This is a genomic window from Salipiger bermudensis (assembly GCF_020171625.1).
Lineage (GTDB): Bacteria > Pseudomonadota > Alphaproteobacteria > Rhodobacterales > Rhodobacteraceae > Salipiger > Salipiger bermudensis_B.
Genome location: NZ_JAIUZY010000018.1, coordinates 26,560 through 52,197, shown reverse-complemented (window position 1 = coordinate 52,197; position 25,638 = coordinate 26,560). Strand labels below are relative to the sequence as shown.

26 protein-coding genes and 5 pseudogenes are annotated in these 25,638 nt (G+C 62.5%); 20 read left to right on the top strand and 11 right to left on the bottom strand.

All coding sequences use genetic code 11. The features are described 5' to 3' along the window. From LCM15_RS21175 to LCM15_RS21165, 3 genes are all read left to right on the top strand, one after another. The coding region (locus LCM15_RS21175) for a hypothetical protein (protein ID WP_224859815.1) at positions 1-185 on the top strand (185 nt) is incomplete at its 5' end. Between the two features lie 1,018 nt (positions 186-1,203). After that, positions 1,204-1,614 carry a recombinase family protein gene (locus LCM15_RS21170; protein ID WP_224859814.1) on the top strand — a complete coding sequence of 137 codons (411 nt, stop codon included), beginning with the start codon at positions 1,204-1,206 and terminating at the stop codon, positions 1,612-1,614. After that, the gene (locus tag LCM15_RS21165) at positions 1,611-3,323 is read left to right on the top strand and encodes a recombinase family protein (RefSeq protein ID WP_224859813.1); all 1,713 of its coding nucleotides are present in this window, start codon (positions 1,611-1,613) and stop codon (positions 3,321-3,323) included. Before LCM15_RS21170 ends, LCM15_RS21165 begins: the two co-directional genes overlap by 4 nt. Before the next feature lie 395 nt (positions 3,324-3,718). Here LCM15_RS21165 and LCM15_RS22925 read toward each other — a convergent pair. Both LCM15_RS22925 and LCM15_RS21155 read right to left on the bottom strand, forming a co-directional pair. Then, positions 3,719-3,799 (bottom strand): annotated as a pseudogene (locus LCM15_RS22925) (DUF3604 domain-containing protein); the annotation flags it as partial. A gap of 20 nt (positions 3,800-3,819) precedes the next feature. Continuing rightward, entirely contained in the window at positions 3,820-4,437 is a 618-nt protein-coding gene (locus LCM15_RS21155; protein WP_224859812.1) for a TetR/AcrR family transcriptional regulator, read from the bottom strand. 106 nt (positions 4,438-4,543) lie between these two features. On the opposite strand from LCM15_RS21155, the gene LCM15_RS21150 reads away from it, so the two are divergent. Further along, on the top strand, positions 4,544-5,800 hold the full coding sequence (locus tag LCM15_RS21150) for an NAD(P)-binding domain-containing protein (RefSeq protein ID WP_224859811.1): 1,257 nt from the start codon (positions 4,544-4,546) through the stop codon (positions 5,798-5,800). A gap of 159 nt (positions 5,801-5,959) precedes the next feature. Here LCM15_RS21150 and LCM15_RS21145 read toward each other — a convergent pair whose 3' ends face one another. The 3 genes from LCM15_RS21145 to LCM15_RS21135 all read right to left on the bottom strand — a co-directional run bounded on the left by LCM15_RS21145 (position 5,960) and on the right by LCM15_RS21135 (position 8,250). After that, positions 5,960-6,826: a hypothetical protein gene (locus LCM15_RS21145; protein ID WP_194138021.1), complete on the bottom strand. Its 867-nt coding sequence runs from the start codon at positions 6,824-6,826 to the stop codon at positions 5,960-5,962. A 239-nt stretch (positions 6,827-7,065) separates the two neighbouring features. Continuing rightward, positions 7,066-7,416 (bottom strand): EthD domain-containing protein, encoded by a 351-nt coding sequence (locus tag LCM15_RS21140; protein WP_224859810.1) that lies wholly within the window; start codon positions 7,414-7,416, stop codon positions 7,066-7,068. A gap of 12 nt (positions 7,417-7,428) precedes the next feature. Then, on the bottom strand, positions 7,429-8,250 hold the full coding sequence (locus tag LCM15_RS21135; protein ID WP_224859809.1) for an antibiotic biosynthesis monooxygenase: 822 nt from the start codon (positions 8,248-8,250) through the stop codon (positions 7,429-7,431). Between the two features lie 145 nt (positions 8,251-8,395). Here LCM15_RS21135 and LCM15_RS21130 point away from each other — a divergent pair, with 145 nt between their 5' ends. Next, positions 8,396-9,112, top strand: coding sequence for an IclR family transcriptional regulator (locus LCM15_RS21130; RefSeq protein ID WP_224859808.1), 717 nt, complete (start codon positions 8,396-8,398; stop codon positions 9,110-9,112). 193 nt (positions 9,113-9,305) lie between these two features. Here LCM15_RS21130 and LCM15_RS21125 read toward each other — a convergent pair whose 3' ends face one another. After that, a complete protein-coding gene (locus tag LCM15_RS21125; protein WP_224859807.1) occupies positions 9,306-9,908 on the bottom strand; it encodes a helix-turn-helix domain-containing protein in 603 nt (200 codons plus the stop codon). A gap of 34 nt (positions 9,909-9,942) precedes the next feature. Here LCM15_RS21125 and LCM15_RS21120 point away from each other — a divergent pair, with 34 nt between their 5' ends. Together LCM15_RS21120 and LCM15_RS21115 are read left to right on the top strand one after the other, a co-directional pair. Further along, complete coding sequence (locus LCM15_RS21120; RefSeq protein ID WP_224859806.1) at positions 9,943-10,653, top strand: AzlC family ABC transporter permease; 711 nt, start codon at positions 9,943-9,945, stop codon at positions 10,651-10,653. Then, positions 10,646-10,939 carry an AzlD family protein gene (locus LCM15_RS21115; protein ID WP_224859805.1) on the top strand — a complete coding sequence of 98 codons (294 nt, stop codon included), beginning with the start codon at positions 10,646-10,648 and terminating at the stop codon, positions 10,937-10,939. The genes LCM15_RS21120 and LCM15_RS21115 overlap by 8 nt, the downstream gene beginning before the upstream one ends. A gap of 75 nt (positions 10,940-11,014) precedes the next feature. On the opposite strand, the gene LCM15_RS21110 is transcribed toward LCM15_RS21115, so the two are convergent. After that, positions 11,015-11,692 carry a TetR/AcrR family transcriptional regulator gene (locus tag LCM15_RS21110; protein ID WP_224859804.1) on the bottom strand — a complete coding sequence of 226 codons (678 nt, stop codon included), beginning with the start codon at positions 11,690-11,692 and terminating at the stop codon, positions 11,015-11,017. 34 nt (positions 11,693-11,726) lie between these two features. Here LCM15_RS21110 and LCM15_RS21105 point away from each other — a divergent pair, with 34 nt between their 5' ends. Continuing rightward, on the top strand, positions 11,727-12,743 hold the full coding sequence (locus LCM15_RS21105; RefSeq protein ID WP_224859803.1) for an NADP-dependent oxidoreductase: 1,017 nt from the start codon (positions 11,727-11,729) through the stop codon (positions 12,741-12,743). Positions 12,744-13,061: 318 nt separating this feature from the next. Here LCM15_RS21105 and LCM15_RS21100 read toward each other — a convergent pair whose 3' ends face one another. Next, entirely contained in the window at positions 13,062-13,580 is a 519-nt protein-coding gene (locus tag LCM15_RS21100) for an Lrp/AsnC family transcriptional regulator (protein ID WP_224859802.1), read from the bottom strand. Positions 13,581-13,697: 117 nt separating this feature from the next. Here LCM15_RS21100 and LCM15_RS21095 point away from each other — a divergent pair, with 117 nt between their 5' ends. The 6 genes from LCM15_RS21095 to LCM15_RS21070 all read left to right on the top strand — a co-directional run bounded on the left by LCM15_RS21095 (position 13,698) and on the right by LCM15_RS21070 (position 19,574). Next, entirely contained in the window at positions 13,698-14,162 is a 465-nt protein-coding gene (locus LCM15_RS21095) for an RrF2 family transcriptional regulator (RefSeq protein ID WP_224859801.1), read from the top strand. Positions 14,163-14,330: 168 nt separating this feature from the next. Next, positions 14,331-15,377, top strand: coding sequence for a sulfate ABC transporter substrate-binding protein (locus tag LCM15_RS21090; protein ID WP_224859800.1), 1,047 nt, complete (start codon positions 14,331-14,333; stop codon positions 15,375-15,377). Between the two features lies 1 nt (position 15,378). Next, a complete protein-coding gene (cysT, locus tag LCM15_RS21085; RefSeq protein WP_224859799.1) occupies positions 15,379-16,209 on the top strand; it encodes a sulfate ABC transporter permease subunit CysT in 831 nt (276 codons plus the stop codon). Positions 16,210-16,448: 239 nt separating this feature from the next. Beyond that, complete coding sequence (gene cysW / locus LCM15_RS21080; protein ID WP_224859798.1) at positions 16,449-17,306, top strand: sulfate ABC transporter permease subunit CysW; 858 nt, start codon at positions 16,449-16,451, stop codon at positions 17,304-17,306. Positions 17,307-17,319: 13 nt separating this feature from the next. Then, complete coding sequence (locus LCM15_RS21075; RefSeq protein WP_224859797.1) at positions 17,320-18,039, top strand: sulfate/molybdate ABC transporter ATP-binding protein; 720 nt, start codon at positions 17,320-17,322, stop codon at positions 18,037-18,039. 434 nt (positions 18,040-18,473) lie between these two features. Continuing rightward, positions 18,474-19,574 (top strand): sensor histidine kinase, encoded by a 1,101-nt coding sequence (locus tag LCM15_RS21070; RefSeq protein ID WP_224859796.1) that lies wholly within the window; start codon positions 18,474-18,476, stop codon positions 19,572-19,574. A 91-nt stretch (positions 19,575-19,665) separates the two neighbouring features. Here the strand turns inward: LCM15_RS21070 and LCM15_RS21065 are convergent. Beyond that, positions 19,666-20,804: pseudogene (locus tag LCM15_RS21065) on the bottom strand (IS3 family transposase). Here LCM15_RS21065 and LCM15_RS22920 point away from each other — a divergent pair. Continuing rightward, a complete protein-coding gene (locus LCM15_RS22920; protein ID WP_412103310.1) occupies positions 20,803-21,186 on the top strand; it encodes an integrase core domain-containing protein in 384 nt (127 codons plus the stop codon). The pseudogene LCM15_RS21065 and the gene LCM15_RS22920 overlap by 2 nt on opposite strands. Positions 21,187-21,433: 247 nt before the next feature. Continuing rightward, positions 21,434-21,853 (top strand): MarR family winged helix-turn-helix transcriptional regulator, encoded by a 420-nt coding sequence (locus LCM15_RS21055; protein WP_224859817.1) that lies wholly within the window; start codon positions 21,434-21,436, stop codon positions 21,851-21,853. Between the two features lie 42 nt (positions 21,854-21,895). Here LCM15_RS21055 and LCM15_RS21050 read toward each other — a convergent pair whose 3' ends face one another. After that, the gene (locus LCM15_RS21050; RefSeq protein ID WP_224859795.1) at positions 21,896-23,824 is read right to left on the bottom strand and encodes a TonB-dependent receptor plug domain-containing protein; all 1,929 of its coding nucleotides are present in this window, start codon (positions 23,822-23,824) and stop codon (positions 21,896-21,898) included. Positions 23,825-24,079: 255 nt separating this feature from the next. Between LCM15_RS21050 and LCM15_RS21045 the strand changes: the two genes are divergently transcribed. The 3 genes and pseudogenes from LCM15_RS21045 to LCM15_RS21035 form a co-directional block, all read left to right on the top strand. After that, entirely contained in the window at positions 24,080-24,439 is a 360-nt protein-coding gene (locus LCM15_RS21045) for a helix-turn-helix domain-containing protein (RefSeq protein ID WP_224859794.1), read from the top strand. Further along, positions 24,391-24,660, top strand: coding sequence for a hypothetical protein (locus tag LCM15_RS21040; RefSeq protein WP_224859793.1), 270 nt, complete (start codon positions 24,391-24,393; stop codon positions 24,658-24,660). Before LCM15_RS21045 ends, LCM15_RS21040 begins: the two co-directional genes overlap by 49 nt. A gap of 34 nt (positions 24,661-24,694) precedes the next feature. Further along, a pseudogene (locus LCM15_RS21035) lies at positions 24,695-25,053 on the top strand (IS110 family transposase); the annotation flags it as partial. A gap of 19 nt (positions 25,054-25,072) precedes the next feature. On the opposite strand, the pseudogene LCM15_RS21030 reads toward LCM15_RS21035, so the two are convergent. After that, positions 25,073-25,307 (bottom strand): annotated as a pseudogene (locus LCM15_RS21030) (IS3 family transposase); the annotation flags it as partial. Between the two features lie 7 nt (positions 25,308-25,314). Between LCM15_RS21030 and LCM15_RS21025 the strand changes: the two are divergent. Beyond that, a pseudogene (locus tag LCM15_RS21025) lies at positions 25,315-25,596 on the top strand (transposase); the annotation flags it as partial. Between the last annotated feature and the right edge of the window lie 42 nt (positions 25,597-25,638).

The following is a 25,638-nucleotide window of genomic DNA, read 5'->3' as shown; positions in this document are numbered from 1 at the left end:
TTGTAGTCAGACCAGTTGGTGGTGCGGTAGCGGGCGGGCTCGGGCTTGCTCATGCCGCCCGTCTAACTGCATGGATTCGTAATGTGAATCCTTCATGGCGAGAGTTCTGCAACAACGCCTATTCGAGGGCAAATCGCTCGCTTGAAGCGAAACTGTTCGCAACCCTACTCGTCTGGGTCACATAAATAGTGAGGGAGATAGTTGAAGCCGCCCACCAATATTCTTCCATCATACCTATATGACTCACAGTTCTTTAAGAAGCTATCGCGCTCCTCTTCCTTGTCTATTATCTCCATAATTTGCTTATTATCCAAATTTCCACCAACAATGCTACCGCGCCAGTTCCGCTTGGCGTATAATAAGATGAACTTCGAATGCACAATATCAAATGTTATCTCTTTGACTTCAAATGGACCGTCCAGAACCCCCTCGCCCTCTATTTGGAGACCGTAGAACGGCAAGAAGGAAAGCTCTATTTCTTTAGCTCTTCGATAAATGACATATCGATCGCGCTCTAACCAAGCCGCATTATACTTCTCACTCTCGAACGAAACTCTCCGATACTGGTCCTCTTGCAGTATGCACTGATACGATACCTTCTTTCTGAACACGACCTAAACCTCGCCCGAAACACTTGGCTGGAGTTATATTTTAGGTCGAGCTCATTGCCAAGTGATCGTGGAAAAATTCCGCAAACCTATTCCCTCCGAAAGCACACTACGCTCGACCATCGGTTCAGCGTTATTTTATTTGACCTGAAATAAGTTGAGTTCAGACATGTCCCGCTGCCACCGCCGCGCGTGCTTCTGGGTGCGCCGCCAAGAGTTTCTGATCGTGCGCGCCGCGATCGTTCTGCTGCTGCTGGTGCACGCGGCGCTGCTGCTCCGCTGAATGAGACGCGCCCGCGTGAGACCCGCGGGCGCTTTTCGGCCACCTGTGTGCGGGGACTCGGGTGGGCGTCCGCCGTGTCGGTTGTTCATTGCCCGAACAGGAAAGGACTCCGCCGATGCCGCTCGACAGACTGATCGACCTTCTCGCAGAAGCCGCAGTCCGCAAGCTCTCGCAGGAGCGGGAGGCAAAGGACGCAACGCCTGACGCGATGTTTCCACTCTACTCGAGATTGCGGCCATACGATGTCCTCATTCTCCTGAGACACAAGATTCAACAGCGCCTTGCGCTCGACAGACCAAAGACGGAATGACCATGACTGCCCAGACCACCGCCCTTCTCTACCTGCGCGCGGCAAGCGCGGGCGTAGCCGCCATCGCCGAACAGCGTCGGCTCTGCATCGGCTACGCCGAAGCGCGCGGGTGGCGTATCCTCGGCGTCGTCGTCGACAACGGGGTTAGCGGGATGCGTGACGCCCCCGGCCTGACGATCTTGCGGGTGCGCATTGCGGGCGGCGAAGCGCAGGCCGTCATCGCGACGGATCTGGCGCGCATCTCGCGCGATCCCGAACGGGTTCAGGCGTTCGCCCGGTTCTGCCGGCAGCACGGGGCGGACTTGTGCTTCGCCGAGCACAAGGTCAATCTCGACGCCCTTCTCAGAGAGACTGATTGCGCCGAAGCGGACGATGACGACAGCCTCTACGCCGCCCGGGAGCCCCGCCAATGATCACATCCCTCGAAGCCCCCCGCCGCGTCGCGCTCTACGCCCGCTACTCGACCGACTTGCAGAATCCGATGTCGGTCGAGGACCAGTTCCGGCAAGCGGAGCGCTACGCCAGGCAGCAAGGCTGGACGATCGTCGAGCGCTTCTCGGACAGCGCGGTCAGCGGCACGGCGGGCCGGACCCGGCCGGACTTCACGCGCCTGTCAGACGCGCTCCACCAGGGGAGGTTCGACATCGTCCTTGCCGAGTCCCTCGACCGGATTTCCCGCGACCAGGAGCACCTGGCCGGCTTCTACAAGGCCGCGAAGACCGCGCGGGTCGAGATCCACACGGTCGGGCGCGGCAAGGTGGATGCGCTCACGCTGGGGCTCTCGTCGATGATGAGCGCCATGTTCCTCGAGGAGCTCTCGGACAAGGTGCGCCGCGGCATCGAGGGCAAGGTGCTGAAGGGTCTGAGCGGCGGCGGTCGTATCTACGGATACCGCCCCGGCACCGACGAGCGCTGTGCCCCGGTGAAGGGCACACTGGCCATCGACGAGATCGAAGCCGCGGTCGTGCGGAGCATCTTTCGCGACTACGCCGCCGGCCTGTCGCCCATCAAGATCGCCAGTCGCCTCAACGAGGAAGGGATCGCCTCTCCGTCGGTGGGCTCGAAGCGCAAGTCGTCGGGGCACTGGAAGCAGAACACGATCAACGGCAACCGCGCGCGCGGCACCGGCATCCTGAACAACGAACTCTATGTCGTGACCCGCATCTGGAACCGGCTGACCTACACGAAGCACCACCAAACCGAGAAGAAGCGCTCGACGCTGAACCCAGAGAGCGTGTGGCACGTATTCGAGGTGCCCGAGCTCAGGATCGTCGATCAGGACCTCTGGGACGCCGTGAAGGCGCGCCAGGCGGCGCAGACGAGGCGACGGTCCAAGGTGCCCACCACCGACCGGAACCGCCTGTCATCGGGCCAGACGCTCCGGCGCCGGAAGTATCTGCTGTCGGGGCTCCTGCACTGCGGGCTCTGTGGCGGACGGATGACCGTCTCCGGGGCCGGCAAATACAAGACCTATTACTGCGCCGACGCCAAGGAGAAGGGCCCGAGCGTCTGCACGGGCTTCCGGGGCCTCAGGGAGAGCGTCGCCCTGCCCCTGATCCTGTCGGCCCTGAAGGCCGACCTGATGAAGCCCGAGGCCTACGCACGATTCCGGGATCGCGTGCATCACCAACTGAAGGCAGGCCAGAGCACCGCGGACGATACGCTGCGTCTTCACGACGCGCGGGTGCGGCAGCTGGAGGTGGAACAACGCAACCTGGTCGCCCTGGCGAAGCAGGGGCTGGGCTCGGAGTCGCTCGTCGCCGAGCTTCAGAAGATCGATGCCGACCTCGCGCGCCTCGCGGCCACCCGCGACGAGATCGTCCCGCCGGATATCGAGCTGCCCGAGGGGCTGCCCGAGCTCTATCAGGAGATGGTCGCGAGCCTGGCGGCGAGCCTCTCAGAGGAGAGCGTTGTCGGTCGAGCGGCCGACGAGCTGCATGAGCTGGTCGACCGGATTGAGGTCGATTGGGACGATGAGGCGAAGGCGCATCTTCTGACCATCGAGGGCAATCTGCTGGAGATGCTACGCAAATCGGCGCCGGAGGATCTCGGCGCCGTGCGTGGTTCTGCGATTTTCGCGGAAGTTGGTTGCGGGAGCAGGCAACCGCCGTTACCTACCTGACCTTGTCTGCGCCGTATGAATGTTCTTTTCGCATTAGCGACGAGAAGGAACCTGACCAGTGCGTAGGGGCGGCAGCGTGCCCAGAGCCGCGCGGCACACCTTAACGAGCGAGAGCCGCTTAGCATCTGCCCGAACGGCACCAAACGTAGAAAGGGTCAATGGCGGCAGGTGTGTCCGTAACCTGCCTTTCCCTCGCTCCCAGCCCCAACCTGCCGTTCAGCCCCTCGCCGATCGCCGCGGTGCGGCTTCACCATACCGGCCATTCGTCCATCGCGCAGCATTTTCGGAGGCTGAAGGTCGGCTGGGCGGGACCTTTCTGCCGTTCGCCGCAACGCAACAAGGGGGTGCGGGCGGTCCTCCGGGCACCTGCGCCCGAAGGAATTCCACCGAGGAGCTCACGTGTGGTTGTACCAGATCGGCGAGGAATAGGCGCGCTCGGTGATGAGCATGGGCACTTCATCGGCCATCAAGACGCCGTACCGCTTGGCCGTTCATGTCAGTGTGACGAATTCAGCAGCGTATGCGCCAGTCTGACCAACTCGTCCTCAAACTCGGGAGACCCGATGAAGGAGGACTCCTCCATGATCGCTGCGCGCAGGGTACCTACAATTGCGCGCGTCGCAACAAAGGCTGTCACCGGGCGCACTTTGGGTATCGTGCCACTTGGCAATCTCGGCGCATTTGAAAGAACGTCCTGCATCGCTTCATCCACGGGGCGGGTCAGCTCTTCCGACAGGCCGTTTGCAATAAGTGCCTCGATCAGGGCCTTGCGGGTTCTCTGTCGGCCATGGAACCCTTCGATGAGCGCCCGAATGGCAAGCCTCAGACGCTCGTCCAGCTCACATCCTGTTTCGCGTTGAGAAAGGCTGTCGGTAACCGCTGACCCTGTGAGGGAAAGCTCCTGTCGCGCCAGGGCGATCAAGATGGCGTTCTTGTCAGGAAAATACTGATAGAGCGTGCCGATACTGACCCCGGCGCGCTCAGCCACGGCATTGGTGGTGAACCTACCATCACCCCCCTGCAGAATCCGAGCAGCGGCCTCGAGAATGGCGTCAACACTTGCCAGGGCCCGTGCCTGCCTCGGGATTTTTCGATAAGTATCAGTACTTTTCATCACGACACCTGAGTTACGCCGGCTACCGGGAAAGCGAGTAGGGAAATCTGAGCATAGCTCATATTTTCTCTTCAAGACATCATTCTTCCCGCAAGGACCCGATACTATGAAACTCGATCTTCTCCTCTTCATCCTCTCACGGAAACTGCGCGCTGCGTCGCGAGGCAACGATGCAACCCGCGCGCTCCTGCGGGGGCGCACCACCTCGGTCCGCATCCGGACCGCGGATAACAAGGCCGGCAGGCTGTTTGTCTTCAGCGATGGCGCTGTGTTCAGCAAATCTGGTGCCAGCGGCGATGCGGACGTGACGATGACATGGAAAAACGCGGCCACCGCGTTCCGCGCAATGAAATCGGGCGATGCTTCGGTCATGGCACGCGCACTCGAGGTCGGCGATCTTCAGCTCGACGGCGATATGGAGGCGGCGCAATGGTTACGCAGTCTGACCCAGTCCATGAACGGCGCGCCTGAACGCCTTGGGAGCGATGAAACGGTGGCGGTGCTTGGCCTCGGCAAGATGGGCTCCGGCCTGGCGCACAACATCCAGCGGGCCGGTTTCGATCTGGTTGTCTACAACCGTACCGCCTCCAAGGCGCAGCCTTTTGTCGATGCGGGCGGGCGCCTTACCGAAACACCCCGCGATGCCGCAGCTGAGGCCTCGATCATTGTCACGAGTCTGATGGACGACACCTCCGTGCGCGACATCGTCACCTCGCCGGAGGGCATCCTCGCAGGCATGAAGCCCGGTACCATCCACATGTGTGCAACCACCATCTCACCAGAACTGGCACAAGAGATGGCTGAGCTGCACCACGAGAAGGGCTGCCATTTCGTCTCCGCCGCAGTCGTCGGGCGTCCGGACTCGGCCGAGGCCGGGAAGTTGATCTCCCTCCTGTCGGGGGACGACACCGCGGTGGCGCGCTGCATGCCGGTCTGCGAGAGCTATTCGGCGACCACGATGCGCCTCGGCGAGCGCGCCGGCCTCGCAAATTACGCGAAGCTCTCGGTCAACTACTTCGCCGTGTCGAGCATGGAGCTCATGGGCCAGATCTATGCCTATGGCGACGCGGTCGGCATTGACCGTGCCTTCTACGGCCGGCTGTTCGAAAGCAGCTACGCCAACCCTACCCTGAAAATGTATGCTGCGAAAATTCGCGATAGGGACTTCTCGGAGAATGTCGGCTTCGAACTCACCGCCGGACTAAAGGATGTGAAGCTGATGAACGACGCATCCGCCGCGACCTCGGGCTCTCTCGACTTTGCCCCAATCATTATCGAGAAGATGCAGAAGGCGATTGCCAGAGGCTGGGACCATCGTGACTGGTGTGCCTTCACCGAGCTTTCCCGGCCCTCGAAAGGCTGAGCGGTCGCGGGCGCATGGCTGAAAGCTGCCATGCGCCCGGTCCTTGGCATGGCTGCGGTACTGCTGATGTCTCCAAGAAAGCATCGAGCGTCGCGGGATCCTTCCAACGTCCTTCATGATGGATGATTGAACGAGGCCTGCGCCGCGTCTGTCGCCGTTCTACCCTGTCGAGTGGCTCGAAAGTGCGTAGCTGGTGGGCGATCCGATCCGAGAGTTCTGCCCAAATGTCATTGTCACCACATCGGGTTTGCAGCGAAGCCCTAAGGACCCGAGAAATTGTTGGAAAACCCCGTCAGTGTGGCGCGTATCAAGCCGGACAAACTGGCCCTTGAGATCGGCCAGCAGGGACGTTGCGAGCGCGACTGCATCGCTTCCGAGCTCCGCCGTGATCGGCCCGATGACGTACCCCCGTCCGAACCTTCGCCGCATTGCGAAGCCGACCACTTTCCCCGCACGCTCGATCACTCGAATATCCGATATCGCCAGCAGTCCCGACAAAACCGCAGTCCGGTCGGCGTCGTAGGACATCTGGTCGAGCTCCAGCACTTTGGAAAAATCTCCAGGGGCGAAATCCCGGATCGGGGCAAAGGCAATCAAGTCGACCTTCAGCACACCTTCGTACTTGAAGACCGGCTCACCTCGTTTCGCGCCGAGCCCGCGATAGAAAAGTACGTCGCCCTGGCAGGCATTGAGGAATGCCCTTGGGCCGCCACTGCGTTCTACGGCCTCACGTGCCAACATATCGGCAAGACCCGAGGAGCGGAGCTTTGGATTTGCGATAACCATGCCGACCGCGGCGGCGCCATCGCCGTAGGGAAAGCACATTGCCGAGCCATGCACGCGCTGCATTTCGTCGACCGCAACAATCCCGATGCCTGTCTCCAGGTTCGCCGCCCAGTCGGACCGACGGTGAGGCCAGCCCACACAAGCTGAAAGGCGATGCAGAGCATCGAGATGGCACGCACGCATTGCAGTGATGCTGAGACAGTAGCTGTCAATTTGGCGCTGAAAGGAAATGTAGGTCATTCTCTGGTTTCCCTGCGCGGTCGGGCGCGCTTGCATCGCGATCATTCGGACCGAATGCACTCGCAGGCAAGGTTGCAGTATTAGGCGCCAACAGCAAGGCCAGGGGCGTTGTAAGCCTCACGACCTTCGCACGACCAAGCGCCGCGATGCAGCATCCAGACGGGCCAAGAAGGTCAGCAGGGCGGACAAAGCGGACTTTTTCCTTACGCTGGCTCCCGCATTCAAGGCCCATGATCCTGCTATCCCTTGTCCTCTATGATCTCGGTCTGCAACCCCACGAGGATCAGCGTGTTCTCATGGTCGAGAAAGGTCCTCTCGTCCGGATAGACCTTTTGCTCGTAGGTCTCGGAGCCGAGCACGGCTCGCATGCCTTCGGGACTGTCGAACCAGATCTCGGCGGTGCCGTCGAAATTGGCCTGCGGAACGGGTAAGTCGCCATCAACCGGGTGGGTCTGTATATAGCGCAGCACATGAGTCTGCGCTTCGGGGATCGAGCGGAAGAGAGGACCGTGCGTTTCGCGATGGTGCCGCACGAAAGCGGCGTGGTCGATCTCTGGATTGCGCTTGAGCAGCATGGTCATCTTGATCATTGTGTGGTTCCTTCAGGGATGTGGGGTCCAGCGGGGCGCCACGGCATCCGCAGGCAGGTCAATACCGCCGGGATAGCTCAGGAGTTCGAACAGCGTGCCCCATGGGGCGCGGCCGTAAATGCCCGCATTGCCGACCTTGTCCTCGTTATTGGCAAGCGGATGCGGCCCCTTCAGCAATGTGCCTCCGGCCGCGGTGAAGGCGGCGCAGGCCGCATCTATGTCGTCAACGTAGAGGCCGAGGTGTGTAAGCCCCAGATCTTGAAGGCTTGCAGGATCGGATTGCGCCCCATCCTTCATCCGGAAAAGCTCGAGGCAGGGCCCATTCCCGATCCGGACGAGGCGCATGTGGGTGATCCGTGTGCCCGAAGAGAGGCCGAGTTCGGCTTCCGGACCTTCGCCTTCCATGTCGGGGCCGTCTGCCGGCAGCACGTCGTAAAGCGTGACGGCCCCGAAGGCTTCGGACAGGAAACGGGTCGCCGCATCGATGTCGGGCACCGTTAGGCCCGCGTGATCAACCCCGCGAATGCCGGGCGAGGCGAACTGCTCGCTGGCAAGGCTGGCGAGGTCGGTCACGGTTGACGCGCCTCCTGTCGCCACTTCCTCGAGCGCTGCGTTGAATTCTTGGGTATGGGGCTGGACGAGGTGCGTCTTGAAGGCGTCGTCGTCGCGGTATTCCTCAAGCATCACCACTGCACCGCCGTCTTCGGCAAAGGCCTCGAAGCGAATGTTACCAGCCTCGCGGCGCACCTGTTCCGCCAGCGTCTCCACCAGCGCTGCCAGTCTTTCGGCTTGCCCGGCTTTGGGTGTGGCCCTTGCGATCATAGTCCGTGTCATATTTGTCTCCGTTTTGCGATGCCGCGCTGCGGCAGTCACAGGGCCAACAGGAGCATGACCAGCTCTGTTCCGGAAAGTTCTGGTATAAATAGAAAATCTATCAATATTTTATCAAAACTTCATTCATGTGGAACTTTAACGGCCAATGATCCAGTCGATCACCCGCGCGCTTGAGATCCTCGACGCTGTTGCCCACGCAGGCGGCGCTGCGCCGCTCGGAGAAATTGCGGCCAAGACGGGCCTCAAGACGACGACCGCTCACAATATTCTGAGGACACTACAGGACGCCGGTTACATCCGCCGTCGCCCCGGCGACATGCGCTATCACCTTGGGGATCGCATCCTGAACCTCGCCCGCGTGGTGGGCGACGACGATGCCTTGCGCCGCCGTTTGCGTCCCACGCTCGAGCAGATGGCAGCCCGCACCAGTAAGACGGTTTTCCTCGCTGTGCCCTCTGGCGACGAAGTCTTCTTTCTCGATGCGATAGAGAGCCCACGCACGCTCCGAGCCTCAAGCCAACGTGGTGAGCGCCTCCCAATGGCGGGCTCAGCCATCGGTCTTCTTTTCCTCGCATTCCTCCCGGCTCTTCGCCGCCGAATGTTCGAGGTTCACGCGCACCGCATCGGCCCCGGGATTGAAGCCGAGATTGGCACCATAGCTACACGCGGCCAAGCCCTCGACCGCGAGAACTGGTCTCCCGGCCTAAATTGCGTCGCCGTTCCTTGGCGCGACGACGGAGAAGTCCGCGCGGGCTTCGGGCTCGCCGGGCCAAGCAGCCGCCTGACTGCCAGTCGTCTGGAAGAGATGGCCCAGATCATGCGTGAGCTTGCGTCGGATGCGGGTGGCGGCAGTCAAGAATAAGGAAATTGGATGTCGTAGAAGGGCTCGAACCGGACATCCGCTGCGCTTGGTTCGAAGGTCCGCAGACCGCAGCGAACGGGCGGACGACCGTAGTCTAAAAAATGCCCGGCACGAAGGGCCGTGCGCAGACGTCGGCCGCGTATGCTTCAAGGTCAGGAGTGCAGGACAGAGCCGACCTTTACCTCAATTGGTCTTAACGGCGGCTGTCGGTGGCGAGCATCAGCAGAGCTGGCCCTTCAGGCGCGGCGTAGGAATGCGCGACGTCTCCGGGAAACCGGAAGTAATCGCCGACGGAAAGTTTCACGATCTCGTCCGGAAGGCCGAGTTCAATCTGCCCCTGGCAGACGACAGCGTGTTCGACCGTGCCCGGCGGATGCGGTTCGGAATGCCGGATAGCACCTGCCGCCAGAGTAACGCGGAACAAATCACGCCGCTGATCGGCGTTCCCCCTGTTCAGCAGCACCACTGCGTAGTCGGACTGCTCCGAACGCATGGCTGTCCCGTCGTGTGCGCGGATCAAAGTGCGCTCCTGCGATGCCCCCTCGAAAAGCGCGCTTACGGGGATCCCGAGCGAAGTTGCGATCGCCCACATGGTCTCAACGCTGGGATTGCCTTTGCCCGCTTCCAGTTGCGACAGCGTCGACTTCGCCAGCCCGGCTTGTGCCGCCAATGCCGAGAGAGACAGGTTGGCCATTTCCCGCTCTCGGCGGACTGCGGCTGCGATGAGGTCATTCAGTGTCATGTGTTCGATATAGAATATTTTCGTTCGCCTTGACAAACAAACTTTCACGTTCATTTAATCGAACATCGTTCATCATGGGATGAAAAGCATGACCTGCAGCGCCCTTCCAGAACAGACCCGGCATGACGCTTTTCGCTCTGGTCTCTGCGATGCGATCCCGATTTCTCTCGGGGTCGGCATTTACGGCTTGGCATTCGGCATCCTCGCAGCGGGCCAGGGCCTGTCCGCAGCGATGACAGGCTTCATGAGCGCTTTTGTCTTTGCCGGGGCCGGCCAGATCGTCGCGCTGGAGCGGCTTGGGACTAGTGCTGGCGCCATGATCGCACTGGTGGCCGGGCTTGCGCTCAACCTTCGGCTGCTGCTGATGACTGCTTCCCTTCGGGACGAATTGGGGGGAAGGCCCTTGTGGCAGATCGTGTTGGGATTACACCTGACGGCTGACGAGAACTGGGTGTTGATGCACGCAGCGCGCAATCGGGGTGTCCCGGCGGGATATCATTATCTGCTGGGGGCCGGTGTCAGTCTCTTCCTGGCGTGGGTGGCGGCGACGACCGCCGGGGCTGCGTTCTCCGGAAATATCCCCGACCTTGGTACCGGCGTCATGGATTTCGCCTTCACGGCGGCTTTCATCCTATTGCTAACGAGCCTCTGGCAGCGGCGTGGCGATCTTGCTCCGTGGATGATCTCTGCATCCGTTGCAGCGCTCTGGAGCCTCGTGCTGCCTTTTGATCCTTCGTGGGGCCTGCTCTTCGGGGCGATCGTCGGGGCTGCGTATGCCGGGGTGCGATCCCATGACTGATCACGCCATCGTCATCACCGGATTGATTGCCGGGACAGCCGCGATACGTGGGGTCGGTTATCTGATCGGCTCACGGCTGCCGTCCAAGGGGCCTTGGGCCGTGGGCCTGAACGCACTGCCCGGCTGCATGATCGCGGCGCTTCTTGCGATCACGCTCGCCCCGGCAGGCCCCCCGGAATGGGGCGCTGCCTTGGTCTCGCTGGGTGTCGCACTCTGGTCGCGGAGCTTGCCGCTGACGATGGCCATCGGCGTTGCAACAATAGCCCTGTTGAATTCCATACTCTAACCTTGGAGGCGACACGGGACGCGGCGCTGATCCGGGAGGAGCCCTTTCGCGTAGACCTTGGCGAGGCACGCTGCCTTACGGAGTCGAACTGTCCCTTCTGCCCGGCCATCCCTCGAGTCCCTGCTGCGCCACGGCCATCAAGGTCTTGCATGGAAATCCGGCCTTGGCCTGAACGGCTATGCCGTGGGCCAGAGCGAGCACATAGGCAGCGAGGGTCTCGCAGTCGGTATCGGGCGGCAGGTCACCTTCTTCTTGCGCGCGCTCGAAACGATGTCGCAACGCGGCCTCGCCCTCGGCACGCCATGCGACAAGCGCCCGTCTGGCAGGTTCGGCCTCGTCAGAGCCCGCCAACCCTCCGTTGAGACCGAAGCATCCCATTCTGTCGTCATAGCGCGTGCTGAGCTCGACCGCGCCGAAGAGCACCGCTTTCGCGACCTCTATCGATGTTGCCAGTTCCAGCGCCTTCGAGACGTAGTCGGCGTAATGTTCGGTATATCGCGTGAGGGCCCGAAGGAAGAGGGCTTCCTTGTTGCCGAAGGCGGAGTATAGCGAGGGACGCTCGAGACCGGTTGCCGCAACGAGGTCGGCGTAGGACGTTCCCTCGTAGCCCTTGCGCCAGAAGACCGCGAGCGCGGCATCAAGCGCCTGCTCTACGTTGAAGGTGCGTTTGCGCCCCATAGTCATCACCAGTTTCCATTCATAACGATCATTATGAAACGCTTGACGACGCGTGTCCAGTTTTGTAACGGCCATTAAATAATGACCGTTACAAAATGGAAAGACCGTTATGCCCGCCACAAATCGCAAGTTCACCCTCGCAGCACGCCCCGAGGGCGCAGCCAGACGTAGTGACTTTGCCTTTATCGAAGACGCCGTGCCGTCACCGGCGGAAGGAGAAGTCCTGCTTCGCAACATCCTGTTCTCGATCGATCCCTATCAGCGGAACCTGATGGGGAATGGCTCGTCAGAGTGGCCGGTCATCGATATCGGCGCTCCGATGGGAGGACCGACTGTCGCAGTGATCGAGGAGAGCCGGCATCCGGGGTTTGCCACCGGGAACTACGTGCAAAGTTGGTCGGGTTGGCAGGATTATGCCATCTCTGACGGCTCTGACCTGCGCAAACTAGATCCCGACACGGCTCCGCTTCCGACAGCGCTTGGCCCCCTCGGCCTGACCGGGTTCACCGCCTGGTACGGCATGACGAATGTGCATGAGTTCAAGGCCGGCGGCACGCTGGTCATCACCGGCGCTGCGGGTTCCGTCGGATCGATGGCTGTCCAACTGGGCAAGCGGCGTGGGCTGCGCGTCGTCGGCGTCGCTGGTGGCAAGGATAAGGTTGCCTACCTCAAGGACACGCTCGGGGTGGACGCGGCCATCGACTACAAGGCTGAAGACTTCGAGGAGCAAGTGAGGCGCGCTCTACCTGAAGGGATCGACGCGCTTTTCGAAAACGTTGGCGGGCCCATATTTCCGGTACTGATGGAGCATTTCAACACGAACGCAAAGATGGTGATTTGCGGAACAATCTCCGACTACAGCGAGACGGAGCCGCCCGCGGGGCCCAACTACCTGCCGCGCCTGATCTCCCTGATCCACTACCGCTTTGTCGACATCAAGGCGTTCGCGACACCTTTCGTCATGCACCTCATGCCCGAGTTCCTCGACGAGATGACACCATTGGTGGTGAATGGAGAGATCACGTATCGCGAAGACCTCCTAGAGGGCTTCGACAGTTTGCCCAATACATTCATGACTCTTTTCGACGGGACGCACAGCGGTAAGAAACTCATTGTGAAAGCGTGATTTGTGGCTGGCTGGCCGACCAAGCGGTCCGCCAGCCCCTGGTGTGAGCAAGCGTGGTAGCCCGGCTTGCAATCACTGGCCGCGCGAACGGATGAGCCAAAGGCTTGCGCAATCTTGGCAGCGCTGTGCTCGGCGGCCATGCGGGCGACAAGCAATTCTCGACGATGGCGAAGAGGCGGGAGTCCGATGCGGAGTGTCGTTTCCTGAGCGTCCCAAGCTCGGGTTTACCGACTGACGTCCCGTTTTACCGGAAGAATACCTTTCTGAGATATCACTATCAGACCTGCCAGCGTACTGTTTGCAAACATCCACTCATGCCTACTCCACCGTTCCCAGCGGCAGCGTCGTGCGGTCGCGTAGCCGCTCGAGGGCGAAGACCGTCTCGACCTTTCTCAGCGTCACCGCCGAGGTGAGTGCCTCGTAGAACCGGTCGAAGGCGGCCATGTCCGGAACCACCACGCGCAACAGGTAATCGTACGATCCCGCCATGCGGTAGACGTCGCGGATGGCCTCGATCTCGTCCACCGCCCTGAGGAACGCCGACCGCCACGCAGCGCTGTGCTCGGCCGTCTCGAGCGAGACGAAGGCTGTCACCCCCAGACCGAACGCGTCGGGGTCGAGCAGCGCGACGCGGCCACGGATCGTGCCCGCCTCCTCGTGCTTCTGGATGCGCTTCCAGCAGGGGGTCTGCGACAGGCCCACGCGGTCGGCGATCCGCGCCACCGGCATGGTTGCGTCATGCTGCAGCAAGTCGAGGATCTTAAGGTCGATGCGGTCGAACGGCATGGTCCCTCCCTGGTCCATCCGGGCCACCCGGCCCTGAGTCGACCAGAGCATGGCACAATTCACCTAAATGTCGACCGCTTTTATCGTGTTTATCGGTTAAGGCTCGCTTCACGGCTTTTTTGCCTGTAGATTGAATGGGCCCGCCCCAGGACCAAGGCTTCGTGACCGATGATCACCCACAAGACCAAGTACGCGCTCAAGGCCCTTACGGTGCTGGCAGACGAAGCCGCCGGAGACGCCGCCGCCCTTCGGATCGAGGAGGTCGCGGACCGCTCCGGCGCCCCGAAGCGGTTCCTCGAGCACATCCTTCTGGATCTCAAACGCGCCGGGCTGATCGGAAGCCGCCGCGGGCGCAACGGCGGTTACGTCCTCATCAAGGAGCCGAAGCTGGTGTCTCTGGCTGAGATCCTGCGGCTGATCGACGGACCGCTGGCGCCCCTGCCCTGCCTGTCACGGCGGGCCTACCAGAAATGCGCCGATTGCGACGAGGCGACCTGCCGCGTACGGGCGGTTTTCGGCGACTTTTATGCCACCTACATCCTGATGATCGAATCCCTCACGCTTGCCGATCTTCAGCAGGACTTGGATCCGCTCGAGCGGTTTGCCCTGCCCGGGCCCGGCGCCGGAGAATAATCTTCCACCGCGGCGGATAAAAACGCCACGGATTTGCTTTTGCAATACACGACTAACCCTGTCGATATTTAGGTGTCAGGCGACGCTGGCGGTCTCCCCGGCCCATGAGGCCGGCTCTGCCCCGTCCGCCTGACACGAAACCGACAGGGTGACGCAAAGGAAATCCGCATGCCCAGAAGCCAGACAACCGCCGGCACGCCGTTCCATCGCCGCGCGATCCTCGCACTGATCGCCGCCGGCCTCGCCGCGACCACCGCTCCCGGTGCCCGCGCGCAGGAAGAGGTCCAGATCCTCAACGTGTCCTACGATCCGACGCGGGAATTCTACCGCGAGTACAATGCCTGGTTTGCCGACTGGTGGCAGGCCGAGGGCAATGGCCGGCTGACGCTGCGCCAGTCCCATGGCGGGTCCGGCGGACAGGCCCGCGCGGTCATCGACGGGCTCGAGGCGTCGGTGGTCACGCTGGCGCTCTCCGCCGACATCGACGCCATCGCGACACGCACCGGCAAAATCCCGGAGGACTGGCAGAGCCGGCTTGCGCACAACTCGGCGCCCTATACCTCGACCATCGTGTTCCTGGTGCGGGACGGGAACCCCAAGGGCATCACCGACTGGGGTGACCTCGTGGCCGAGGACGTGGAGGTCATCACCCCCAACCCCAAGACCTCGGGCGGCGCGCGCTGGAACTTCCTCGCGGCCTGGGCCTGGGCGCTCGACGCCTACGGCGGAGACGAGGCGCAGGCGCGCGACTACATGGCGCAGCTCTTTGCCAACGTGCCGGTGCTCGACACCGGGGCGCGCGGGGCGACCAACACCTTCGCGCAGCGCGGCCTCGGCGACGTGCTGCTGGCCTGGGAGAACGAGGCCTTCCTCGCGCTCGAGGAACAGGGCGAGAATGCCTTCGACATTGTGGTGCCGTCGATCTCCATGCTGGCGGAGCCGCCGGTGACGGTGGTGGATGGCAACATCACCTCCAATGCACAGCGCGAGGCCGCCTTCGCCTACCTTCGGCAGCTCTACAGCCCCGAGGCGCAAGCCCTGGCGGTCCGGCATCACTACCGCGCCTGGGACACCTCGAAGGTGCCGCAGGACGAGCTGGACCGCTTCCCGCAGCTGACCCGCATCTCCATCGACGAATTCGGCGGCTGGGCCGAGGCGCAGCCGAGGTTCTTCGGTGACGGCGGGATCTTCGACCAGATCTACGAGGGCAGATGACATGGCCACCCACCGCTTCGTCGCACCCTCGCCGTTGCCGGGCTTTGGCCTCGGCTTCGGCATCACCATGGCGGCGCTGTCCGCCGTGGTGCTCCTGCCCATCGCCTTCCTGCTGGGGCGGGGCATCGCCCTTGGCCCGACAGAGCTGTGGGGCATGGTGAACACGCCGCGCATCTGGGCCGCGCTGGGGCTGTCGTTCCGGGCAGCGTTGATCGCGTCACTGGTCAACCTGGTCTTCGGCCTGCTGCTGGCCTGGGTGCTGGTGCGCTACCGATTTCCGGGGCGCCGCCTCATCGACGCGGCGGTGGACCTGCCCTTCGCGCTGCCCACGGCGGTGGCAGGCATCGCGCTGACCGCGCTCTACGCCCCGAACGGCGCCTTCGGGCAGCTCCTGCCGGTGCGGGTCGCCTATGCCGAGCCGGGCATCTGGCTGGCGCTGATCTTCATCGGACTGCCCTTCGTGGTGCGCAGCGTGCAGCCGGTGCTCGAAGAGCTCGACCCCGAGCTCGAGGAAGCGTCGGCCACCCTTGGCGCCTCCCGCGCGGTGACGCTGCGGCGGGTGGTGCTGCCGACCCTGACACCGGCCCTTCTGACCGGCTTCGCGCTCGCACTGGCGCGGTCGGTCGGAGAATACGGCTCGGTGATCTTCATCGCCGGTAACCTGCCCTTCGAGACCGAGATCGCGCCGCTGCTCATCGTGATCCGGCTCGAGGAATACAACTACGACGCCGCTGCCGCGATCGGGATCGCCATGCTGATGATCTCGTTTGCCATGCTGCTTGCCCTCAACCTCATCCAGACCGGGACCAGACGGAGGACCGGACATGCCTGACCCCCATCGCCCCGCCCCGGGATCGGGGATCGCCCTCGCCATCGCCTGCGGGCTTTGCGGCCTTGCCATAGCATCCTTTGTCGGCGCGTCCGGCGCTGGATGGGGGTGGGTGCTGCTTGCATGGGCGCTCGGCGGGCCCGCAACGCTTGGCGGGTTCCTCACCACGATGGCGGTGCAGGACGCCATCCATCGGAGGCCCCGGTGTCCCCACTGGCCCCGGCACGCCAGGAGATCCGTGAATGTCTGATGTCGTCCACCCTGTTCCCGTCACCACCGAGCCACGCGGAGTGCGCTTTCTGGTGATCCTGCTGGTGCTGTCGCTGGTCGCCGTACTGCTGCTCGCCCCCCTCGCCGCGGTGTTCTCCGAGGCGCTGGCAGACGGCCTGCCCGCGGCGCTGCAGGCGCTGGCCCAGCCCGACGCCCGCTCGGCCATCGGCCTGACGCTGCTGGTGGCAGTGATCACTGTGCCGCTCAATGCCGCTGTCGGCATCGCCGCCGCATGGGCCATTGCCCGCTTCGACTTCCGCGGCAAGGCGTTTCTGGTGACGCTCATCGACCTGCCCTTCTCGGTCTCGCCGGTGGTGGCAGGGCTGGCACTGGTGCTGCTCTTCGGCAGCAACAGCACCCTTGGCGGCTGGCTGATCACCCATGACATGCGGATCGTCTTCGCCCTGCCCGGCATCATCCTGGCGACCCTCTTCGTCACCTTCCCCTTCGTGGCCCGCGAGCTCATCCCCGTGATGATCGAACAGGGCCGCGCCGAGGAAGAGGCGGCGCTGACCCTCGGGGCCTCGGGCTGGCGCGCCTTCCGCACCGTGACCCTGCCCAACATCCGCTGGGCGCTGCTCTATGGCGTGCTTCTGTGCAATGCCCGCGCGATGGGTGAATTCGGCGCCGTGGCCGTCGTCTCGGGCAAGATACGGGGCGAGACCACCACCATGCCGATCATGGTCGAGATGCTCTACAACGAGTACCTCGCCACCGCCGCCTTCAGCCTTGCCGCCGCGCTTGCGCTGCTGGCCCTCGTCACGCTTGCCCTGAAATCGTTGCTGGAATGGCGCCACGCCGACCTGCTGGCCGCCACCCGCCGTCACTGAGAGGACCGAATCCATGAACATCGACATCGAAGACCTCACCAAGAGCTTCGGCGCCCAGACCGCGCTGCACCCGGTGTCCCTCACCATCCCGTCCGGGGCGCTGGTGGCGCTGCTTGGCCCCTCGGGGTCCGGCAAGACCACGCTGCTGCGCATCCTTGGCGGGCTCGAGATCCCGAGCGCGGGGCGCGTGCGCTTCGACGGGCAGGATGCCACCGGCCTCAGGGTACAGGATCGGCGCGCGGGGTTCGTGTTCCAGCACTACGCCCTCTTCCGACACATGACGGTGTTCGAGAACATCGCCTACGGGCTGCGCGCCCGCCCCCGCCGCAGCCGCCCGACCAAGGCCGAGATCGACCGGCGCGTGCTACGCCTGCTGGACCTCATCCAGCTGCCGGACATCGGGCCGCGCTATCCATCGCAGCTGTCCGGCGGCCAGCGCCAGCGCGTTGCCCTCGCGCGGGCGCTAGCGATCGACCCGCGCATGTTGCTGCTGGACGAGCCCTTCGGCGCGCTCGACGCCAAGGTCCGCAAGGACCTGCGCCAGGGCCTGCGCGAGATCCACGACAGCACCGGGCTCACCACGGTCTTCGTCACGCACGACCAGGACGAGGCGATGGAGCTGGCGGACGTGGTGGTGGTGATGTCCATGGGCCGGATCGAGCAGGTCGGCCCCCCGGTCGAGCTCCGCAGCCGCCCCGCAAGCCGCTTCGTGGAGATGTTCTTGGCGCGGTGAAGACCGGGCGTGGGGGCATGGTAGCACAGCTGCAGTAACGGCCGGTCAGAGCACCGCCCGGATAAGACCGAGGAGCGGTGTCGGAAGACACGACTGGAGGTGCTGCCATGTCTCCCTTCGGCCCTCTCCGGACATTCGCCAAGCTGGCTTTGCTGCAGCGCAGCTTCCCCAAACCGGCCATCCGTGGCATCGTGCAGCAAGGTCTGGCACACCGAGGTCAGCTCCGCGAACAAGTGCGCTTTCGCTGCGGCTTCACGAAAGTCCACTTCTTGTCCTTAGAATGAATTTGATTTGAATCGCTCAAGCAGACGCCGCCGAACGAAAATGCATCGATCGCGTGATGGAAGCGCCATCTTCAAAGGCTCTCTGCGAGTTTTCATCATCCAATAATGTGTTATAGCAAGAAACACTGAGTTGATTTAGCGCCACCTTACATGTCCGTTGCCCCATCCCATCCTCAGCAAACCGAACGCCTCGCCGCGCTTTACGCTTACGAAATCCTCGAAACCGAGCGGGAACGCGAATTCGATGACATCGTGCAGCTTGCCGCCGCCGCCTGCGGCACCTCGATCTCCGTGATCAATTTCATCGATGCCGAGCGGCAGTGGTTCAAGGCCGAAACAGGCCTCGGTGTGCGCGAAACGCCTTTGGCCACGTCGCTATGCTCGCACGTCATTCTGGAGGATGAGTTTGTCGAAATCCACGACACGTTGCTGGATCAGAGAATGTCCGACAACCCGCTCTGCTGCGGCGATCCCGGGCTGCGGTTCTATGCCGGCGCGCTTTTGAAGACAGCCGAAGGACTACCGCTCGGGACATTGTGCGTTCTCGACTACGAGCCGAGGGAGCTGACGCCACTCCAGCGCGACACGCTCCGCGTCTTGGCTAACCAGGTCATGGCGCAACTCGATCTCCGAAAGATGCTCAGACACGCCGAAATGCTGCGGAAAGAGGTAGACCATCGAGTAAAAAACTCGCTGCAGTCCCTGTCGTCGCTCGTTCGCCTCGCGGGTCGAAACGCAAAGGCGGAGGAGACGACAGAGGCGCTTGCAACGATAGGGTCCAGGATCGACGCAGTCACGATGCTCCACCAGGAACTCTACCGCACGGATGCGGGACATATCATCGAGATCGGTCGGTACATCGAAAACCTGATGTCGCACTTCCGGCAGATTGCGCCGGACAACGTCACGCTAAAATGTCAGGTGACCGATACGAAAGTGACCTCGAACCAGGCTGTCGCGGTTGGCACGCTGATCAACGAGTTCGTCGCGAACGCGTTCAAGCATGCGTTCCCTGACAATCGCCCCGGACAGATCGACGTCATCGTGACGCGGAATGCGGATACTCGCATTCTGGTGACTTGCCGGGACAACGGTGTTGGGCTGTCGAAGGACGCCGAGCTGTCGACCGGCGGTCTTGGCATGCAGATCGCGGCGGTGATATCAGCGGAACTTGACGCCAAGCTCGACGTGGACACGAAGTTAGATGGCCTCATCGTGACCTTCGAGTTCGACAGCATGCTGTCACAATAGGGGCATTGGGTTCCTAGCAGTTTGCCGCGCAGAGGTGGCTCGGTTTGTCTGAACAGGTTCCGGGAGTTCTCTAAGTGGTTTTCCGCCTCGGTTATGCCGCTGCCAGCTCGGGCAGCGGCAAGTTGAAGTAAGCTCGATCCGGCGTCCTGCCGTCAAGGGATCAATGGGGGCGGCGTCCGTTGTAGAAGCCGATGTAGCGACCGATGCCGGTGCGCGCCTCGGAGACGCTGGCGTAGGCCCGGAGGTAGACCTCCTCGTACTTGATGCTCCGCCACAGGCGCTCGACGAAGACGTTGTCATGCCACGCGCCCTTGCCGTCCATGCTGATTTTGATCTGCCGGGCCGCCAGAACCTTGATGAAGTCGGTGGATGTGAACTGGCTGCCCTGATCGCTGTTGAAGATCTCGGGCTGACTGTGCTTCGCCAAGGCTTCCTCCAGCGCCTCGATGCAGAAGCTCGCATCCAGCGTGATTGATACCCGCCAGGCCAGGACACGGCGCTTGGCCCAGTCGACCACCGCCGCGAGGTAGATGAAACCTCGGGCCATCGGGATGTAGGTAGTATCCATTGCCCAGACAGGGTTGGGGCGCGTGATGGAGAGGTTCCTGAGCAGGTAGGGGTAGATCTTGTGGCCCGGGGCTGGTTTCGAGGTGTTGGGCTTGCGATACAGGGCCTCGATGCCCATGTGCTTCATCAGCGTGGCGACGTGAAGGCGTCCCACGACGAACCCCTCCCGGACAAGCAGACCTTGTAGCATCCGGCTGCCCGCGAATGGTAATTCCATGTGCAACTGGTCGATTCGGTGCATCAGCTTCAGATCAGCATCGCCAACCGGCTGGGGCTGATAGTAGATGCTGCTCCGGCTGGTCCCGAGGACCCTGGCCTGGCGCGACAAACCGAGCTTTGCTTTCCGATCCATCATCTTTTCGCGCTCGGCAGCAGACCCGCCTTGCCAAGCGCATCGGATAAAAAATCGTTCTCAAGCGTTAACTCTCCGATCTTTGCATGCAGAGTCTTCACGTCGATCTTGGGCTCGCCATCGCCCTTTGGGGCTTCGCCGAATACGCCAGTCGCACCTTCCAAGAGTTGGTCTCGCCATTATTTAATCTGGTTCGGGTGCAGGTCGAAATCCTGCGCCAGCTCGACCAGTGTCTTCTCACCCTTGATCGCTGCCACCGCCACTTTCGCCTTGAACGCCGGGCCGTGATTCCGGCGCGATCGTCTTGCCATGGGTCTTCTCCTTGCTCGCAGCATCATACCGCTGTTGCGCGGAAAATCCACTTATCTCGGCTGTTCAGATTTCCCCGGCCACCTCTCCTTTGCCTGGACGGATCGGCTCCGCCGGTCCAGCGTGCGCATATCGATGGACGGGAAGGACCGCTTCCTCGACAACATCTTCATCGAGAGATTTTGGCGTAGCCCGAAATACGAATGCGTCTTCCTGCATGCCTGGGAGACCGGTTTTAAGACAAAGGCAGCCATCCGGAAATGGATGAGCTTCTACAACCACCAGCGCCCGCATTCAGCCCTGGGCGGCCAGCCTCCAGCGCTGGTCTACTGGCAGAGAAATGATAACAACCAACCCGATCAGCAGGTGCAACGAGTAGCTTAAATTATGCCAGATCCTGTCCAAGGGACGGGGAGTGGCTCAAACTTCGGCTGCCAGCCCGTGCGGGTGCCGAACAGAGTGGCGACCGTCTCGGGCTTGCCGCGGGCTCACAACAGGCGGTCTCTGCCGACCCTTGGCCTACCGGCCCCGGCAGGGTATCCCGATGCCGGATGATCTCTGGAGACCCGACGTGAGCGCGCAAGGCACAGACAGCAGGCACCCGGAATTCGCGGCAGATCCCTATGACGAGATGGCGTATAACCGCGTCTGGTTCAATCTGATGCGGATCCAGCGCAGTCTTGGCCCCGACATCGCGCGCGCGCTCAAGGGCGAGGGCGTCGACGATCCGGTCTGGTACGAGATCCTGCTCGAGCTCGAGCGCGCCGGACCGGATGGCATCGCGATGGCCACGCTGGAAGACAAGCTGTTCATGCCGCAATACTCGCTCTCGCGGCATGCCGCCCGGCTCGAGGCGACCGGCTGGATTCGCCGCAGCCCGCGGCCGGGCCCGGGGCGCGGGCAGTTGCTGGCGCTGACCGAGGCCGGGCAAGGGCTGCACGCACGCCTCTGGACGGTCTACGAGGAGGCCATTCGCGCGCGGCTCGGCCCCCGGATGAGCACCGAGGAGGCCTATGCGCTGTCACGCATGCTGATCCGGCTCTATCCCTGACCGGCGGGGAACCGCGCCCGGCGTCCGGGCGCGGCGGGAGGCTCAGAAGCGGCTGATGACGGTGAGCGAGTACGTCCGCCCCGGCTCGTTGATCGGGGTGAACCCGGCGTATTCGTTGCCATAGGTGGCGCGATCCGCGTAGTCCCTGTCGAACAGGTTCTCGACGGACGCGCGCACGGTGATGTTGTCGAGCCGCGGCGGCACGTATTCGGCATAGGCGTTGAACACGGTGTAGCCGTCGAGATCCTCGAGGCCCGAGGGCATCTCGTAATCGAGCGCGGCATCGATGCCGCCGCCGACGTTCAGCCCGTCGATACCGGTCTCCTGATCGATCTCGAATGCCATGACCGTTCCAAGCGGGGCACCGAAATCAAGCTGGTCGTAGCTGTCGGTCCGGTCTCCGTCGACGGTGGTGTCGCTCTTCGAGAGGGTGAAGCGGGCAAAGCCGGTGTCCCAGCCATAGCTGGCGCCGATGTTGAAGCCGCGGCTCTCGAAATCGAAATTCTCGCTGCCATTGCGGGCATTGTCGATCTGGGTGATGAAGAGTTCACCGCCAAGCTTGAGCCTGCCGCGCTCCCAGTCGAGGCCGAGCGAGGCGTTGCGGGCGCGCGACGGATCAAGCGTGCCGTAGTCGAAGGGCAGGACAAATCTCTCGAAGATGTAGTTGTCCTCGATGTCGATGCCACCGAAGACCGACGAGACACCGCCGCGCAGCGTCAGCTGATCGGTCACCGCGTAGGTCGCCGAGACGTTGCCCGATGCACCGGAATGAGACACCTCCTCGCCGGTCACGCCCTCGAACTCCTGCCAGTCGTAGCGGGCGCCGAAGGACAGGCCGAGCGCGTCGGTCGGACTCAGACGGGCCTGCGCGAAAAGGCCTTGAGTGACACTTTGCTCTGTCAGGTAAGTCTCATAGGCGGGGCTGTCGTATTCCCCGAAGCGCTCGCGCCAGTCGTAGCCCGCGTTGACAGTGCCAGTCGCGAGGTTGAACGTGTTCATCAACGTCGCCGACTTGGTCCAAGACAGACCGTTGCTGTCATACGGAAAATCGATGATGATGTCACTTTCCGAGTAGCCGATATGCGCCGAGGGATCCCACAGCCCCGTGGCGGCGGTGTTCTCGTAGCGCAGCGAGTAGCTGGTGCGCGTGGTGTCATAGGTGCGCAGGTTCGTGTCATCGCCACCGAAATTGGCTCGGTACTGGCGCAACGTGTCATCGCGAAGCTGCTGGCCCGAGTACTCGAGGCGATGACCGCTCTTGCTCTCGTAGGCGATCTTGCCGAGCAGGCTGTCGAGATCGGCAGCGGTGCCGCCCATGGTGTCGCCACCACCTGTGACATAATCCTCGCCGGCCGCGCGCTTGGCATAGCCCAGCACCGACAGCCCGCCGGTGCGGCCCGCAAGCGTCAGCGCGCGCTGGAAGGTCTCGCCGTTGTCGCCGTAGCTCAGACGCAGATTGCCGCCGAAGTTTCGTTCCTCGCCCAGCAGGCGCTCGGGGTCTATTGTCTCGAGCACCACCGAACCGGCCAGCGCGTAGGGCCCGGCATCGGCGGGCGAGACGGTGGCATCGACGCGCACCTCCTCCAGCAGGCCGGGATCGATGGCGTTCGCGGTGGCGTGGTGGAAGGTGCGGTTGTTCTGCGCGGTCCCGTCGACCACAACGCCGAGATTGAGCATGTCGACGCCGTTGACGAAGATCTTCTGGGCGATCGGAATGGCGCCGCCGACGCTGACCGGGGCGATGCCGGAGAACAGGTCCTTGAGATCGCCGGTGCGCGCATGTTCAAGCTCGCGCCCCGACACGTACATCGAGGTGGCGCGGTCCGCAGCACCGGACAAGCTGTCGAGCTGTTCGAAATACAGCGGATCGAGCGCGTAATAGCCCTCGAGCTGCTGCGCGTGTGCCGGCGCGGTGCAGGCCACGCTTGCGGTGCCGGCGAGCAATATCGTTCTCGTGTTGATCGAGGCCATAGTCCCTGTTCCCTTCACTGATCCCCAAAGGTTCGCTTGGCAGGGCCTGGCTGAGGGAGGGGTTAGTCGATCCCGTCATAACATGCAATTGCATGTTATGACTTTGACGCAGATGTTGCAGAGGTGCCAGTCTTGCGCAGAGAGCAGGACCGTGTGGCCGGGCGCGCGCCGATAACGGCCCACAGGGGGTGCGCGCTACCATCAAGTGCGACTTCCGTTAGAAAACAGTTGATTATCTAATGGAGACAGTCTGCCATGGGAGCGGTATACGCGCAACTGAGCGTCAATGAACGTGTCCAGATCGAACGCTGGAAACTGGCAAAGGCCCCTGTCCGGGAGATGGCGCGCGTGTTGCAGCGCTCGAAAGCCACGATCTGTCGCAAGATCAAGCGGAACTGGTACAGCGATGAGTGTTTGCCGGGTTATGACGGCTACTACGGCGCCGCCGCGCATCAGAAAGCCGCCAATCGGCGTGTTTGGCAGCGCAAGCTGATCCGGCATCCGCAGCTACGAAATCAGGTCGTCGAGCGGATCAAGAACGGCCCCCTCTCGGCAGCATGCTGCGCATGCGCCTGCCGGTCGACGGGACGCCTGAGCAGATCGGCAACCGATTGATCCACGAAGGTGCAAAGCTCCGGGTCTGCCAAGAGACGATCTACCGCTACATCTATTCGAACGAAGGCATGGCGCAGGAGTTTTGGTGGTATCTGCCCGAGCACCGCAAGGCCCGCCGTCAGCGTCGCGCCCGCAAGCGCCGAGCGCCAAAATTCGACCATGATGTCAGTATCCTGTTCCGCCCCGACGACGTGGCGCACCGCAGGGAATTCGGGCACTGATGGTGTGGATACCTCACCCCGCAACGGCATCGCGATGTGCCAAGATGGTGATGTTGAAACGCACCAGCATGGAGGAGGTATCCGTGGAAGAGGTACAGGCATCGGCATCGACTTGGCAAAGTCGGTCTTTCAGCTTCACGGCGCGGCAGCGTCAGGACGGCCCGTATTCCGCAAGAAGCTCTCGCGGGCCCAGCTAACCCGGTTCATGGCTGACCACCCGCCCTGCCTCGTCGCCATGGAGGCTTGCGCTTCGTCGCACTATTGGGGCCGGGAGTTCATGAAACGCGGCCACGAAGTGCGGCTCATCCCGCCGATCTACGTGAAGCCCTTTGTGAAGCGGCAGAAAACGATGCAAATGACGCCGAGGCCGTTGCGGAGGCCGTGGTGCGTCCGATGAATAGCCCCGAGTTTCTTAGACGCCCTCATGTCTCAGTTTCTGCTGCCTCTCGAACTCGACAGACGACAGCATTCCGTTTCGCGCGTGCTTGCGCTTTGGGTTGTAGAACATCTCGATGTAGTTCGACCACGTCGCGACGCGCTTCTTGGCGGGTCCGGTAGGTGCGGCGCCTGATCCTCTCGCGCTTGCGGAGGTTGAAGAAGCTCTCGGCAACGGCGTTGTCGTGGCAATTGCCGCGTAGGCTCATGGAAACCAGCGAGCACAATGTGCTGGCCTACATGTCCTTCCCCCGCCTGAACCGCACCAAGCTGCACCCCACGAACCGGATCGAACGCCTGAACAAGGAGGTGAAACGCCGCGCCGACGTCGTGGGCATCTTCCCCAACGAGGCCTCCATCATGCGCCTGATCGGCGCCGTGCTGTTTGAGCAGAACGACGAATGGCAGACCGCCAGCCGCTACATGATGGTCGAAGCCTTCGCCCAGATCGACAAGGAGGAGATCGACCCCATTCTCAGCATTACCACGAAAGCCGCCTGATCATGACCTCAGGCCATCTGAGAAATTACACCACATTGACGG

Bases quoted from the DNA above. Each gene is read 5' to 3' on its own strand.
- LCM15_RS21170 (WP_224859814.1), top strand. From the start codon at position 1,204: ATGACTGCCCAGACCACCGCCCTTCTCTACCTGCGCGCGGCAAGCGCG.
- LCM15_RS21165 (WP_224859813.1), top strand. From the start codon at position 1,611: ATGATCACATCCCTCGAAGCCCCCCGCCGCGTCGCGCTCTACGCCCGC.
- LCM15_RS21155 (WP_224859812.1), bottom strand. From the start codon at position 4,437: ATGAAAAGTACTGATACTTATCGAAAAATCCCGAGGCAGGCACGGGCC.
- LCM15_RS21150 (WP_224859811.1), top strand. From the start codon at position 4,544: ATGAAACTCGATCTTCTCCTCTTCATCCTCTCACGGAAACTGCGCGCT.
- LCM15_RS21145 (WP_194138021.1), bottom strand. From the start codon at position 6,826: ATGACCTACATTTCCTTTCAGCGCCAAATTGACAGCTACTGTCTCAGC.
- LCM15_RS21140 (WP_224859810.1), bottom strand. From the start codon at position 7,416: ATGATCAAGATGACCATGCTGCTCAAGCGCAATCCAGAGATCGACCAC.
- LCM15_RS21135 (WP_224859809.1), bottom strand. From the start codon at position 8,250: ATGACACGGACTATGATCGCAAGGGCCACACCCAAAGCCGGGCAAGCC.
- LCM15_RS21130 (WP_224859808.1), top strand. From the start codon at position 8,396: ATGATCCAGTCGATCACCCGCGCGCTTGAGATCCTCGACGCTGTTGCC.
- LCM15_RS21125 (WP_224859807.1), bottom strand. From the start codon at position 9,908: ATGAACGTGAAAGTTTGTTTGTCAAGGCGAACGAAAATATTCTATATC.
- LCM15_RS21120 (WP_224859806.1), top strand. From the start codon at position 9,943: ATGACCTGCAGCGCCCTTCCAGAACAGACCCGGCATGACGCTTTTCGC.
- LCM15_RS21115 (WP_224859805.1), top strand. From the start codon at position 10,646: ATGACTGATCACGCCATCGTCATCACCGGATTGATTGCCGGGACAGCC.
- LCM15_RS21110 (WP_224859804.1), bottom strand. From the start codon at position 11,692: ATGGCCGTTACAAAACTGGACACGCGTCGTCAAGCGTTTCATAATGAT.
- LCM15_RS21105 (WP_224859803.1), top strand. From the start codon at position 11,727: ATGCCCGCCACAAATCGCAAGTTCACCCTCGCAGCACGCCCCGAGGGC.
- LCM15_RS21100 (WP_224859802.1), bottom strand. From the start codon at position 13,580: ATGCTCTGGTCGACTCAGGGCCGGGTGGCCCGGATGGACCAGGGAGGG.
- LCM15_RS21095 (WP_224859801.1), top strand. From the start codon at position 13,698: ATGATCACCCACAAGACCAAGTACGCGCTCAAGGCCCTTACGGTGCTG.
- LCM15_RS21090 (WP_224859800.1), top strand. From the start codon at position 14,331: ATGCCCAGAAGCCAGACAACCGCCGGCACGCCGTTCCATCGCCGCGCG.
- cysT (WP_224859799.1), top strand. From the start codon at position 15,379: ATGGCCACCCACCGCTTCGTCGCACCCTCGCCGTTGCCGGGCTTTGGC.
- cysW (WP_224859798.1), top strand. From the start codon at position 16,449: ATGTCTGATGTCGTCCACCCTGTTCCCGTCACCACCGAGCCACGCGGA.
- LCM15_RS21075 (WP_224859797.1), top strand. From the start codon at position 17,320: ATGAACATCGACATCGAAGACCTCACCAAGAGCTTCGGCGCCCAGACC.
- LCM15_RS21070 (WP_224859796.1), top strand. From the start codon at position 18,474: ATGTCCGTTGCCCCATCCCATCCTCAGCAAACCGAACGCCTCGCCGCG.
- LCM15_RS22920 (WP_412103310.1), top strand. From the start codon at position 20,803: ATGGGTCTTCTCCTTGCTCGCAGCATCATACCGCTGTTGCGCGGAAAA.
- LCM15_RS21055 (WP_224859817.1), top strand. From the start codon at position 21,434: ATGGCGTATAACCGCGTCTGGTTCAATCTGATGCGGATCCAGCGCAGT.
- LCM15_RS21050 (WP_224859795.1), bottom strand. From the start codon at position 23,824: ATGGCCTCGATCAACACGAGAACGATATTGCTCGCCGGCACCGCAAGC.
- LCM15_RS21045 (WP_224859794.1), top strand. From the start codon at position 24,080: ATGGGAGCGGTATACGCGCAACTGAGCGTCAATGAACGTGTCCAGATC.
- LCM15_RS21040 (WP_224859793.1), top strand. From the start codon at position 24,391: ATGCGCCTGCCGGTCGACGGGACGCCTGAGCAGATCGGCAACCGATTG.